This window comes from Phaeocystidibacter marisrubri (assembly GCF_008933165.1).
Taxonomy (GTDB): domain Bacteria; phylum Bacteroidota; class Bacteroidia; order Flavobacteriales; family Schleiferiaceae; genus Phaeocystidibacter; species Phaeocystidibacter marisrubri.
This window is the reverse complement of the sequence record NZ_WBVQ01000001.1, coordinates 843,757-857,926: the sequence shown is the minus strand read 5'-3', so window position 1 is coordinate 857,926 and position 14,170 is coordinate 843,757. Positions and strand designations below refer to the sequence as shown.

Below are 14,170 nucleotides of genomic sequence, written 5' to 3'. Positions count from 1 at the left end.
GTTTGAACTAAAGGTATTCATAAGCAAGGATATTCCCACAAAATGAAATCACCTTCTTTCATTTCTGTCTCGATATACTTACCATTGAAACGGAAATCTGCTCTATCGTCCGAAACCATTGGTTATATTTGATGTTTAGGCTCGCACAAACTATGAAGAAATATTACGCTGTCCTTTTATCTGGACTCCTTGCAATTCCTGCGTTTGGACAGGTTCATGTTGAATCCTCCACTTTTTCAATATCGAGACAAAACGACTTTGTCCCGCGAGAAGTGGAGCCTGGCTTTAATGCCAATATATATTCCTTAGAAGCGCCAGATGCCATGAGTTGGCGAGCACAACTCAACGAGGTAAAGAGAGCTGCTGCGGAAGCCTATCCTGCAGCAGAAACAACTCCAGTTGAACAATTCAAAAATGTTCCTACCCCAGGAATTGAATGGACATCAAAGATGTACCGTGTATTTACAACTATTGGAACTACAGGTCCACTTTACGGAGGCATTCCGAATGACAATACCCTAGCTTTTAGCAAGGATGGAATTATGCTTGCAGCTGTAAACTCCATGCTTTGGGCCTATGACACAAAGAATGATACTGTACATATTGTCAATTCATTTATTGGATTAGACGCAGTTGGTCCCGATGCGGGCAACGATAGAGGATTTGATCCGAAATTGATGTACGATGAAGAAGCTGATCGCTTCGTACTGGTCTTCCTTAAAAACAATACTGCGGCAACCAGCAAGATTGCCGTTTGCTTCTCATCTACGAATGACCCGAACGATCCTTGGTACACGTATATTCTGCCAGGTAATCCATTGAACAATAACCGATGGACCGATTTCCCTGCGATCAGCATGACAGAAGATCATCTCTTCATAACGGGTAACTTGATTATTCCCAATGTTTCTTGGCAGGTTGGTTTTGATGGCAGCATTATTTGGCAATTGGATAAGCAAGCAGGTTTTAATGGAGATACAGTCATGCCGAACCGTCTTTATCACGATATCAAATTCGGCACTAAATACATCCGAAACCTCCACCCTGTAAAAGGATACAATGGTGACATTGATACCGCCTTCTTCTTGTCCAATCGAAATTTTGACATGCAGAACGACAGCATCTTTATCCTTTCGGTTCGTTCCGATATAACAGGTACAGAAGACTTGTCCATCGATGTTGCAAAGTCGGACATTAACTACGGTGTTCCACCGAATGGTCAACAACAAGACACCGACCCCAATGATCCAACGGACGGGTTACAAACGAATGATGGCCGTGTTTTAGGAGCCATTCAAATGAGTGATGGTTCCATTCAATTTGTATCCAATACGAGAAACTTCACGACGGGAAGATCCTCCATTTATCACGGTACCATTGTAGATCCAGCTGGACAACCATCCATTACAGCTCAGCTCATTTCCGATCCTCAACTCGATTTTGGCTACCCAAATATCGCATGGTCAGGTAATGAAGAATGCGACCACGAAGTTATTATCGGCTTTAACCACACCTCTGCAACCGACTTTGCTGGAGTAAGTGCTGTGTACTACTCCAATGATGGTCAATATTCCGACGTTTTGAGAATCAAAGAAGGCGAAGGCGTAGTGAAGCGACTTGCGGGCGGCGATCGTTGGGGCGATTACTTCGGAATTCAACATGATTTCGCCCACCCCGGAAATGTTTATGTAGCTGGTTTTTATGGTACATCCGACAATAGTAACTCGGCATTTTTCGCTCAACTTACATCCCCCGACTCCTCTAAACTATCGGTGAATCTGGTTCATACCTCCTCTCCTCAGAAATGCAATCAATATTTGGATGCACAAGTCAGTGGAGGGGTTCAACCCTATTCCTATTGGTGGAATGGTGTGGCTGGCAATAACACCTACACTTCTTGTGGCATGGATACCATTCAATTGATGGTAAGTGATGCAAGAGGTTGTGAAACGACGTTGGATTATGTGGTTCCATTCAACATTCCAAACAACACCATGACCTATCCAAATCCAACCACCGGGTTTATAGGTGTAGTATTTAATGCACAAAATGCCGGTGAGGTTGTTGTACAATTATCGGATATGACTGGAAAACAGGTTTGGGTAGTGACAGAACAGGCAATTTCAACTGGAAAACATTACCTTGAGTTTGATTTGGCACCAGTGGCATCTGGTGTTTACATTTTGAACATACTCCAAGGTGACGAATCTATCTACACCGAAAGAATCATCAAAAACTAAAAAGGAATGAAGCGCTCACATAGAATTCTACTCGTACTTGTCCTAACAGGAACCATTGAATTTATTTTGGGTGCTTGCGTCCGTATTTTAAATCTTGCTGGAGCCAATTTAATCATGACAATCGGCTTGCTGTCTCAGATTTCGGCCCTTGGCTATGCTGGGTATTTGAGTTTGAAAAAATCAAGAGTGGCTGTGAGATAAAGGTCGGGCGAAATTGAATTTATACAAGAAGTAAGACAGATGCACTGTGTAAGTCATCTGTCTTTTTTTATGTCATGATGAGAATAGAATCGAGAAACATCCACGCATTTAGTGGCCTTGGAGCGGATGAGACCGCTTTCGATAAACTTCAACTGGCTCCACATTCCATCATTTATCACCCCTGGCCTGCGAAAATGCCGCATGTCCGTATGGAGGAATTCGCCCTTGAAGTGGCCAAGACCATTCGTGAAGACTCGCCAATTCTCATGGGCTTATCCTTTGGAGGAATCTTCGCTATTGAAGTAGCCAAGCACCTTGTAGACGCAGAGATCATCTTGATTTCTTCAGTTGTAAAAAGTTCCCATCTCCCCAGATACATGCGTATCGCGGGGCGACTAAAACTCTATGCCCTTATTCCTCCCATTCTATACATCACCCCAACCCCACTTCTTATAAAGGCATTTGGAGCTTCCACTCCCGCTTTAAAAAGATGGTTGATCACCATTGTAACATCCAGTTCAGTGAGCTTCAATCGTTGGGCAGTAAAAGAGCTCTTGGAATGGAGAAACTCGGATCAACCTTCCCAATATTTTCACATACATGGGACAGTAGATCACGTGCTGCCCATTCGAAAAGGCATGTCGGTCGATTTAGAGCTAAATGGTGGTCACCTAATAATTCTAACACACGCTAAAGTGATCTCTGAGGTCATTCTTCAACGAATTAGTTGAAAACTATGGGAACACCTACACCTAGATGAAGAGAATAAGTTGCTATTCCAGCGTCTGGAAATACAGGTTCAAAGGAAAAATTCTCTCTAGTATTTGTTGGGATGACACTGTATTCGAAGCGACCAAACAACCTTAAATACTTCCAAGGTTCATAGTTTACTCCAATAGAGAAACCCATTCCGCCTCTACTGTCACGCCATCTATCGCTACCTTCTGTCATTGGTGTTGGATGCAAAACTTGAGAATATTCCAAGTTGCCGTTGCGGTACGAATTAAAGGTGTAAGTCCTATCCGACACGTCACTAAGTCGGTACCATATCCCAAAGTTTATTCCAACTTTCCGGAATGCTGAACTCATTTGAAGTCTTACAATCGATTTCACTTCTTTTCCCTCTAAAGAGTATTGACCTACTACCGAACCGTTGTTGTACTGCTGCACGGCTGAATAAGCTCGAGATTGATACTCATAAGCTATCCCAATGTAAAATCGACCAAAGGTGGCACTGTCGTCGTACTCCCAAACCTGACCTATTTCCAATCCAAGCATTCCCCCCGGACTAACCTTCTGATTAGAGGGTTGATTAAGGAGATTCTCATTATCAACTTGTTCAGACCAATCGGGTACATTAGTGGGAGTAGAGCCGCTGCTAGGCGAAACTTCATTGTCATTACTAAACACAAAATGAGTGGCAAAACCACCATAAGGTAGAATGTAGAGAGACTTCACAGGTGGTACCTTACGGAGTTCTTCGTAGTTCTGAGTTTGGGCGGATATATCCAAAACTCCAACAAACCCAAGCACCATCATGATCAATATTCGGATGTAATTCATAGTTCTCAATTCTTTAAGAATTACAAGACAATAGGCACCCCAACCCCTATTGTTAAAGTATGGGTGTCCAATCCATTTCTTCCGAATTCAAACCAACCACCTGAAAACATAGTGGTTGGGATATGGCTGTATTCGTAACGGGTAAAAACTCGGGCATACTCCACAGGTTGAAACAGTACTCCCAAGGAAAATCCAACCCCAGATCGTGAGGTAAACCATTCATCATTAACTGAATACGAATAAGCTGGACTTGTAGATGTTACAGTGTATGGATATACGCGCTCTTGATACTCGAGATTTCCATCTTTATACGATCTAAAATGCACCGTTCTATCCCCGAGATCGCTGAATCTATACCACAGCCCCATGTGAAATCCTATGGCGTCCATGGTTTGGTTTAGATTGAGTCTTACAGTGGTCTTACACTCAGTACCACGGAGGTAATTTTCGCCAACAACGGAACCATTATCGTATTGTTGATACCCTGTATAACTTCTTCTTTGGTATTCAAACCCTACGGATAAATACGTGCTTGTTTCATCTTGATCAAGTCGATCGAAACGTAGCCCAACTTCAACACCAAAAACGGGTGATGACTCAACATTTTGAACCGTTGGCTGCTCGTTCAACTCATATCCATCGGTATAGGGGTCCCAATCTGGAGCATTGAAAGGTTCACCGAGTTGATTGTTCTGCCACAACGGGTCAGTAGAATTCGCGAAGCTCATCATATAGCCTCCATACGGCATAATGTAAAGTACAGGATGATCTACGTAGGAGCGGGTACGATTTTCGTCAATTTGCCCCACGGCACAATAGGCCGTGAAGAAACCCAACATCGTTAATGTTGACTTTTTCATGGTTTATTTCTTTGGTTTGGTGAAACCAATATAGGAACTCTGAAATAATTATTTCAAAACGATTCCTTTAAAACCAAAGATGGCCTCGCTCGACAATGGTCCACTTGCCGGCAAATACTTGGACAATGTGTACATATCCTGCATCTTATGGAGCGCCATCCGAACAATTGCATCGTGATCAAAAGCCAATTCCGGCAAGGCATCCAATGGAAACCAAATCGCTTTTGCGGCATCATCCCCTGCTTGTGTGTCAAACAATTCGTGAAGAATAGCGCAATAGGCCACCGAGATGACACGCTTTCTGGGGTCTCGATCGGGCTTACCAAACGTACCAATTTGTGCAAGGCTTTGCAGTTGAACGCCTGTTTCTTCCAACAATTCTCTACGGGCCGCATCGGGTAAATCTTCATCCTTTTCCACGAAACCGCCGGGCAAAGCCCACTTCCCTTCAAAAGGTGGATATTTTCTTTCAATCAAGAGAATCTTCCACTCCGATTCATCCCAAGCAAATGCAATTAAGTCTACCGCTACATCCATAATTATCGTAAGAGAATTGCAATGAAAAAGCCGATGCTCACCGACATGAGCGTCAAGATAACCAACAACAAAATAGTGAGTACGGGAACAGTGAGAATCGTTCTACCCCAAGAAATATCATTGACCTTTTTAATGAGGATGGCTCCGTAAACTAAGTTGATCACCATAGAGATTGTCATTTGGCCTAGAGCGTGAAGTACATCATAATACGACAGTACTATGAGCGGTATGCCCAGCAAAGAAGTGTGACCAAAGTAGTAGGCTGATGTTACCATATGTTCGCCTAGATAGATCCCTTTGCCCTTCAATAACAACCAGAGGCAAAAGGCGCCAAATGGTATCATCATCAAGGTGAAAAACGAAAGGTACTTCCTGATGAAGGTTTGTATCTTTTGATTGATCTCCGCTTGAAAAGCAGCCTCATCAGACGGTTGATCTGCAAGATCTCCAGAAACAATTCCCTCCGACTGCATCTCTCCCATTTGCTTGTCGTACACTCCAGTTGATAGAGTAAGCAAAGCGCTAAAAGTTGCCATTAAAAATGCGTAGCGAAAAGGATTGAAATACGTTCGCGTCATTCCCGACCAATACCCCTTAACCACTGCGCTTGGTCGGAGTGTGAGGTCCTCTATCGTCCGCCATAATCCGCGCTCTACATTCGTCAATACCGAAAGCATTTCCAGTAAAATGACGCGAATAGTCAGCCGTTTATGTACTTGATATTGTCCACAATGAGGGCAATATAGGTCGGCCATGTTGTCTGATAAATCATGGCTACAATTGATGCAAACACGGGGTTGAGTAGTGTCGTCTTTCATAGGTTGAGGATGGATGGTTCAAGATAGCACTTTACCCTCCTCACTTCAATACTCAGAATAACTCTTTCGCGATATTGTAGATGTTGTCGCTCTTACCCATGGAATAAAAGTGGATGACCGGAATTCCTGCGGCTTTCAGCTCGCCAGCTTGCTTAATGGCCCATTCAACTCCAATTTGACGAACGGCAGCATTGTCGTTAGCCTTCATTACTTCTAGTGCAAGTTCATCTGGCAAATCAACGTGAAACCTATGCGGCAACATGCTCAATTGTTTCTTAGTGGCAATGGGTTTTAACCCCGGAATGATGGGAATAGTGATGCCTGCTGCTCTGCACTTGTCCACAAACTCAAAATACTTTGAATTGTCAAAGAACAGTTGGGTAACGATGTAATTCGCACCGGCATCCACCTTTCGCTTCAGGTTGGAAACATCCACATTCAGGCTTGGCGCCTCAAAGTGTTTCTCCGGATAACCCGCTACACCAATACTGAAGTTGGTTGCAGAATTGTTGATGAGCTCATCGTCTAGATAAATTCCTTGATTCATATTGACGATCTGTTCAACCAATTCAGAAGCATAAGCGTGACCATCGGTTTCAGGAACAAAATAAACTTGGTCTTGCATCCCGTCGCCTCGAAGGGCCAAGACGTTCTCTACCCCTAAGAAGTGTAAATCGATGAGCGCGTTTTCCGTGTCTTCTTTGTCAAAACCTCCACAGAGCAAATGCGGAACGGGATCCACCTGGTATCTATTCATCAAAGCGGCACAAATCCCAACAGTCCCCGGTCGTTTTCTCACTACTTTCTGCTCCAATAAACCGTTGGGCAAACGCTTGTAAACAACTTGTTCTCTGTGATAGGTAACATTGATAAATGGAGGTTTAAACTCCATTAAAGGATCAATATTAGAATAGATATCATGAATAGTTTGCCCCTTTAGAGGAGGTAAGATTTCAAAGGTAAACAGTGTTTCATTCCTCGCTTCTGCATCTTTAATATGTTGATCTACACGCATCTTAGTAGTATAAATTCGGGCCCAACCATCTTTCCGCAATTTCTACGGAAATACCTTTGCGTTGAGCATAGTTTTCAACTTGATCTTTATTGATTTTTCCCAACCCGAAGTACTTCGCATCGCGGTGACCAAAGTAGTAGCCACACACAGAAGCCGCTGGATACATCGCTTTTTGCTCGGTGAGAATCACCCCAGTGTGCTCAGTTGCATTCAAAACTTCAAACAGCGTGTCTTTCTCCAGGTGATCTGGACATGCTGGGTAACCTGGCGCGGGGCGAATTCCCTTGTATTCTTCGGCAATAAGTTGAGCATTATTGAGCTCTTCCTCAGAAGCATATCCCCAATAATTAACGCGAACTTGCTGATGCAGATACTCGGCAAAAGCCTCTGCTAATCTATCCGCTAAAGCTTTGATTAATATACTGTTGTAATCATCACCTTTGCGTTCTAGTTCATCTGCACGCTCTGCTAACTCTCCTCCTGCTGTTACGGCAAACCCACCCACGTAATCTTCACTTGTATCGATAAAATCAGCAAGGGCATACAAGGGTGTATCTCCCGCTTTATCGTTCTGCTGACGCAAGGTGATGAAGCGCTTCTGCTCATCCTTATGGGCGAATACAATGTCATCCCCTTCTCTATGAGCTGGAAAAATTCCATACACTCCCTTTGGTTTAGCCCAACGTTCTCGCTCCATTTGATCGAGCATGCGAACCGCATCTTGGTATAGTGCTTTGGCTTGCTCTCCTACTACCTGATCTTCAAGAATTCGAGGGAATTTCCCATGCAAATCCCATGTTTGAAAAAATGGAGTCCAATCGATATAGGTTCGCAAGGTTCGCACATCGGTGGTGAGCGAATACACCCCTAATTGTCGAGGTTTACTGGCCTTGCCTTCTGGATTAAGGCGGAAGGCTCGAGCTCTTGATTTCTCCAGTGAAAGCAAGGGCTTCTGTTCTTTTCGCTTCGCATATTGTTCAGCCAGTTTCAAATACTCCTCTTTAATTGCGCCGTGGTAAGTATTCGAATCTTCACTCAATAATTTTTGTGCGGTGGGCACCGAACGAGAGGCATCATTTACGTGGATAACGGGCCCTGAATAGGCCGGAGCAATTTTAACGGCTGTGTGCGCTCTAGATGTAGTTGCTCCACCAATCAATAGAGGCAACGACAAGTTACGAGCTTCCATTTCCTTGGCTAAGAATACCATTTCATCCAAAGACGGTGTAATCAAACCGCTCAAACCAATGATGTCTACTTTCTCTTCTACAGCCGTGGTTAGGATTTTCTCTGGGGGAACCATCACCCCTAAGTCCACGATTTCGAAACCATTGCATTGCAGCACCACACTTACGATATTCTTTCCGATGTCGTGCACGTCTCCTTTCACCGTTGCCAGTAAAATCTTTGGACGATTTTGACGCTCGTTTGGATTGAGGCGCTGCGACTCCAAGAGGAAAGGCTCCAACCAAGCAACAGCGCGCTTCATCACACGTGCACTTTTCACCACTTGAGGCAGAAACATCTTTCCAGAACCAAACAGATCCCCTACTACGTTCATACCGTCCATCAACGGTCCTTCGATCACAGAAAGTGGAGAGCCCAATTCTTCCAAGGCCAATTTCGCATCCTCCTCAATAAATTCAGAAATACCATTCACCAATGCGTGCTCAATTCGCTTTGCAACCGGCACTTCCCGCCAAGATAGATCTCTAACCTTCTCTTTGCGAGAACCCGAAATTGACTGAGCCAATTCTAAGAGTCGCTCGGCGGCGTTCTCATCTGCATCAAAAAGGACATCTTCAATACTCTTTTTGAGTTCTGGTTGAATCTCTTCGTAAACAATCAATTGAGAAGGATTCACAATCCCCATGTCCATGCCATACTGAATGCCATGATATAAGAAGGCTGCATGAATCGCTTCTCGCACAGTATCGTTTCCACGGAAAGAAAAACTCACGTTCGACACTCCACCACTCACCTTTGCAAATGGCAGATTCTCTTTGATCCAACGGGTTGCCTCAAAGAAGTCAAGCGCATTTCGTCTGTGCTCTTCCATCCCTGTTGCCACTGGAAAAATATTCGGATCAAAGATGATATCCTCTGGTGGGAACCCTACCTCATCGACTAAAATGCGATAGGCGCGTTCACAAATTTCAATTCGTCGGTTGTAAGTATCTGCCTGACCCTTTTCATCAAAGGCCATCACGATCACAGCGGCTCCCATCCTGCGAATGAAAGTAGCTTGAGCAATAAATTCATCAACCCCACCTTTTAGACTGATGGAATTGACAATGGCCTTGCCTTGTATACACTTCAATCCCGCAACAATGATTTCCCATTTTGAAGAATCAACCATGATGGGAATTCGCGAAATATCTGGTTCTGCCGCAATCAAATTCAAGAAGGTTGTCATGGCTTCAACGCCATCAATCATCCCTTCATCCATGTTCACATCCAGAATTTGGGCTCCGCCTTCCACTTGATCACGTGCCACTTCAATCGCTTCATCAAACAAATTGTCTTTAATCAAGCGCAGGAACTTTCGAGAACCTGTTACATTGGTTCTCTCTCCTATATTGATGAAGTTTGAATCATCAGTAACAATGAGAGGATCTAATCCAGATAAGCGTAAATAAGCCATAGACTAAACGTGCGATTTAACGACAGAACGCGGTTCATACTTCGCGGCTAAACGTGCGATTTCAGAAATGTGCTCTGGTGTAGTTCCACAACATCCTCCAATAATATTGACCGCTCCTCTCTCCAAAAATTCAACAATTTGGGCTCCCATCTTCTCAGGGGTTTCATCGTATTCACCAAAGGCATTTGGTAAACCAGCGTTGGGGTGAGCGCTCACCAAAAATTCTGCTTTCTCGGATAACGTTTGCACATAGGGACGCAATTGTTCAGCTCCCAGGGCACAGTTCAAGCCAATGGAGAAAAGAGGAATATGCTCTAAACTAATCAAGAAAGCTTCCGCCGTTTGACCACTCAGCGTTCTTCCTGAAGCATCTGTAATGGTGCCAGATACCATGATGGGAACTTCAACTCCTCTCTCAGCGAAAACATCTTGAATGGCGAAAAGGGCAGCCTTCGCATTCAAGGTATCGAATACGGTTTCCACCATCAACAAATCGACACCTCCTTCAAGCAAGGCATCCACTTGTTCAGTATAATTCTCCACCAGTTCATCAAAAGTTATCGCCCTGAAGCCCGGATTATTTACGTCTGGAGATAAAGATGCAGTGCGGTTTGTGGGACCTATAGATCCCACAACAAAAAGTGGTCGTTCTGGTGTCGATAATTCGTCTGCCACTTCACGAGCAAGTTTAGCAGATGCGATATTGATGTTTCGCACTTCTTCTTCCAGACCATAATCGGCCTGTGAAATTCGATTGGAATTGAAGGTATTGGTCTCTACGAGATCAGCTCCCGCTTCAAAATAAGCACGATGGATGTCACGAATGATATCGGGCTGAGTTATAGACAACAGGTCATTGTTCCCTTGAAGCGGCTGGTTCCAATCCGCAAACTGGTTACCGCGAAAATCTTCTTCAGAGAGTTTGTGACGTTGAATCATCGTCCCCATGGCTCCATCAAGCACAAGAATGCGCTTACGAGCGATATCGTAAAGCTGGTCTGATCTATTCATTTAATGAGATACTGCTAAAATTGAACTCTGATCTTGCTCGAGGCTTTGTAAAGTCTGTTCCGAAAGAAGGGCTGCCGACCAAAGGCCTGTCTCTAGTAATTCCAACAGGTTGCGAATTCCAATTCGCCCTTCTACATAAGATTCCTTTACCGATCTAAATGTACCGAATACCTCTTCAAAAGCATAGATAGGAAGAGGTCCAGATTGATTTCCATTCAAATGAACACAAACCGGAAAATCATTTTCAAACTCTAAATCACTGTTTAGTTTTTTGTAGGCATACCGGTAGTCATAGGTAAGAGCTGAAATATCGCTCAACACTGCTGCACCCGTTGGTAAACTGCCAGCTCCTTTTCCTCTAAAATACTGTCGCTCTGAAAACGCTCCTTCCACCACAACACCGTTCAAGGCATCGTTTACTGCGAAAAGCTCTTCATCTGAATCTACAAAGCTTGGAAGCACATAAGCACGAACTCTATCGTCTTCCTTCCAACATCGAGCAATCAGTTTAATCCGCTGATTTCTCTCTCTTGCAATGCGTTGTAAGCGAGGTGTTATGTAGCGGATTCCATGGTGTGGAACACTAGAAGGAGGAACAACCAACCCGAATGAATGCGCGATAAGGAGTGTCAATTTAAACTTCGCATCCCATCCATCCACATCCAGCGTAGGATCGGATTCTGCATAACCTGCCTCTTGCGCCTCATTCAAAACCGAATCAAAATCTCCACCATTCTGAAGGGCTGACAAAATGTAGTTGGTAGATCCATTTAAGATTCCCTCTACTTTCTGAACCAAATCATTATCGTAGTACTCTTCCAAATTTCGAATGATGGGAATAGAGGCCGCACAAGCTGCTTCATACAAAAACGACCTTCCAGTCTCTCTCTGAATTTGGATAAGCTCTTCGAGATGTTCTGCCACCAACTTCTTATTTGCTGAAACCACATCTTTCCCAGAGCGCAGGGCTCTGGTCACGATTTCATACGCAGCTTCGGCATCATCTATCAGCTCTACAATCACATCAATATCCTCGTTGTCCAGCAACTCTTCAGGAACAGTGGTGAAGAGATCGCGCGGCGCAGTTCTTGGCTTAGAAGGATCGAGAATACAAATACGAACTACTTCGGCTCTTTTAAATTTTGAGGCTTGCAGCGTTTCGTAAAGTCCGCTGCCCACGCAGCCGAAACCAAAGATTCCAAGTTTTAAGCTTCTGTTCGACATTCTTCTTTCTTTGAGATCGTTTGTAAAAGTGATTTCACGGGAACATTGCTGTAATTCCCTCCCTCCCAGTGGATCGCCCACAAGCCTGAGCTCTTTCTGAGATCCCTCTGTTTGAATGTGGATTTCAGATCGCTGGGCGTATTCATCAAGCCCTTCTGCTGACATCCTTGGGTTGGTTGAATCCATTGTGATTCTAGTCGCATTTCTGTCTCTTTTAAATTTTTCAAAGACGCATAGCTTATCAGAAATGCAAAGTCAACTTTGGTGTACAGGAAATATCAAAAGCCGCACGAGTTGATGAAAATCAACGGTACGGCTTGTCATCTCCTGATTAAGTCAGAAGAGATATTCACGAATTTGCATGTGCAATGAAGTCTCCACTCACTCATCTTCTTCCCGCATATTTGTTGCGGAAACAGGAATTAGCACCTTATGCCGTGCGGCCAGGTTGCTAAGGTTTCGTAGGGCCATGTCCCTCCACCTTTCTAGATAAGCCAATATGTCGTAGAACGATGTCGCAAAGATAGAGGATAAAGAACTGAAAAATCCAAATCTCAGACGAAGTATTTACTAAAGTGCTGATTAACAATCTACTGAATGTCTTCTATTGATGTCAACAAAAGTCTACTTTATCTATTCTTTCGACTTCCTCGTTCGTAAATGAGGCCTTTTCATCCCATGATTGCATAAAAAATTCAATATTTACAGCCTCAATATCACTCCACCTTCAGGGTCATTCCTTCGTGGAAAGAATCTTTCAAATCGCATGACGAACGACAACATAGATCAGCATATCAACAACCTTTATAAGATTGTAGATAAGCGTACCATCTTTGAGAACTTGAACTCACCACGTTCCGTTGCCGAGTATTACCACAAAAGTGCTTTCCTCTATAAGAAGTTTCATTCTCCAGCGGGAGCCATGCACCTTCCCATAGAATTTGAAAAAGATTCACATGCCAATAAGCTCAAGTACCAAGCGGAAACGGTTCGTCTTGAGATAGAAAAACACGGCTATTCCAAGGTGTTGGAGTTAGGATGTGGAATGGGCTTCAATACCACTCATCTCGCACAATCTCTTCCAGATGTACATTTCAGTGGGATTGATTTAACTCCTCAAAGTATCAAGTTTGCGAAGAAGAGCTCCAAAGATTTGTCCAATGTAAACTTCCGTTGTGCCGACTTTGATCAGCTAGAAGTTGACTCCGAGAAATACGATTTGATTTTTGCAGTAGAAACACTGTGTCACTCTCTCGATCTAACAGCTGTGCTTGAAAAGGCTTCTCGAATGCTCAACAGTAATGGTCGGATTGTCATCTTTGACGGCTACATAGCAGATGATGCAGATCTAACCAATAAAAGATTCCTCGAAGCCTATAAAATCAATACATGGGGGTTTGCCCTCTATGAATACCAAAGCTTGGTTGAAGCGAGAAACATCGTTCATTCTACCTCACTGAAGTTGGAAAGTGAAGTGGATCTTACTCCGAACATTCTGCCCAATGTCAAGACCTTTGATCGCGGCTCTAAATCTGCCTTGAAATACCCATTGCTTCTAAAAACTTTGATCAAACTGCGAATTATCCCTTTGGTCTATATCAAACAGTTTGCATCGGGAATGACGGGAACTTACCTCCTGTATAACAACGTAATGAAGTACTACAAATTCGTCTTTGTCAAGCCCTAGAATAATTGAGCGGCTGACCATGTACTCTCTTCATTCTACTAGACTTCACTTGCACTTCAAGTATTCTCTGGCTTATCGTTCACGTGATTCATTTCGACTTGATAAACTTTTATCCTTCCGGAATTGAATCCTCGGCTCCGTTGCAAATGCGCTGATAATGCACAATGTAAGGAGTCACTACATGCGAATGGAAGCTTAGTTAGTGTTTGTGAATTGGAACACTAGAGATTGGAGCGTAAATGTTCATGAACGTTGGGGAACAAGACTTAGACGAAAATTAAAAAGGGAAATGAAGAGCTAGACAAAGTGGGAAGCAACGTTGTAAATGTAAAGCGCAAGGTGGAGGAGAAAGGAAGAGATTAAAAACTTA

General features: G+C 43.6%; 12 protein-coding genes and 1 riboswitch. Of the genes, 4 read left to right on the top strand and 8 right to left on the bottom strand.

Annotated elements, in window-relative coordinates; translation table 11 throughout:
- The first annotated feature begins 152 nt into the window (after positions 1-152).
- The 3 genes from F8C82_RS03865 (at position 153) to F8C82_RS03860 (ending at position 3,172) form a co-directional block, all read left to right on the top strand.
- Positions 153-2,240, top strand: a complete 2,088-nt coding sequence (locus tag F8C82_RS03865) for a T9SS type A sorting domain-containing protein (protein WP_170266146.1) — start codon at positions 153-155, stop codon at positions 2,238-2,240.
- Positions 2,241-2,246: 6 nt separating this feature from the next.
- A complete protein-coding gene (locus F8C82_RS14710) occupies positions 2,247-2,441 on the top strand; it encodes a hypothetical protein (protein ID WP_170266145.1) in 195 nt (64 codons plus the stop codon).
- 74 nt (positions 2,442-2,515) lie between these two features.
- Positions 2,516-3,172 (top strand): alpha/beta hydrolase, encoded by a 657-nt coding sequence (locus F8C82_RS03860; RefSeq protein WP_151692163.1) that lies wholly within the window; start codon positions 2,516-2,518, stop codon positions 3,170-3,172.
- Here the strand turns inward: F8C82_RS03860 and F8C82_RS03855 are convergent.
- From F8C82_RS03855 to F8C82_RS03820, 8 genes are read right to left on the bottom strand one after another with little or no spacing between them, the layout of a single operon-like run.
- Positions 3,165-4,004, bottom strand: coding sequence for a hypothetical protein (locus F8C82_RS03855; protein WP_151692162.1), 840 nt, complete (start codon positions 4,002-4,004; stop codon positions 3,165-3,167). The genes F8C82_RS03860 and F8C82_RS03855 overlap by 8 nt on opposite strands.
- A 20-nt stretch (positions 4,005-4,024) precedes the next feature.
- The gene (locus F8C82_RS03850) at positions 4,025-4,864 is read right to left on the bottom strand and encodes a hypothetical protein (RefSeq protein WP_151692160.1); all 840 of its coding nucleotides are present in this window, start codon (positions 4,862-4,864) and stop codon (positions 4,025-4,027) included.
- A gap of 48 nt (positions 4,865-4,912) precedes the next feature.
- A complete protein-coding gene (locus F8C82_RS03845) occupies positions 4,913-5,401 on the bottom strand; it encodes an NUDIX domain-containing protein (RefSeq protein ID WP_151692158.1) in 489 nt (162 codons plus the stop codon).
- A 2-nt stretch (positions 5,402-5,403) separates the two neighbouring features.
- Positions 5,404-6,219, bottom strand: coding sequence for a DUF3667 domain-containing protein (locus F8C82_RS03840; RefSeq protein WP_151692156.1), 816 nt, complete (start codon positions 6,217-6,219; stop codon positions 5,404-5,406).
- A 52-nt stretch (positions 6,220-6,271) separates the two neighbouring features.
- Entirely contained in the window at positions 6,272-7,234 is a 963-nt protein-coding gene (metF, locus tag F8C82_RS03835) for a methylenetetrahydrofolate reductase [NAD(P)H] (protein WP_151692154.1), read from the bottom strand.
- Between the two features lies 1 nt (position 7,235).
- Entirely contained in the window at positions 7,236-9,878 is a 2,643-nt protein-coding gene (gene metH, locus F8C82_RS03830) for a methionine synthase (RefSeq protein ID WP_151692152.1), read from the bottom strand.
- A 3-nt stretch (positions 9,879-9,881) separates the two neighbouring features.
- Entirely contained in the window at positions 9,882-10,889 is a 1,008-nt protein-coding gene (locus tag F8C82_RS03825) for a homocysteine S-methyltransferase family protein (protein ID WP_151692149.1), read from the bottom strand.
- Positions 10,890-12,278, bottom strand: coding sequence for a homoserine dehydrogenase (locus tag F8C82_RS03820; RefSeq protein ID WP_170266144.1), 1,389 nt, complete (start codon positions 12,276-12,278; stop codon positions 10,890-10,892).
- A 217-nt stretch (positions 12,279-12,495) separates the two neighbouring features.
- A riboswitch (SAM riboswitch) is annotated at positions 12,496-12,609 on the bottom strand.
- Between the two features lie 270 nt (positions 12,610-12,879).
- Here F8C82_RS03820 and F8C82_RS03815 point away from each other — a divergent pair.
- Entirely contained in the window at positions 12,880-13,800 is a 921-nt protein-coding gene (locus F8C82_RS03815; protein WP_151692145.1) for a class I SAM-dependent methyltransferase, read from the top strand.
- Positions 13,801-14,170 lie beyond the last annotated feature (370 nt).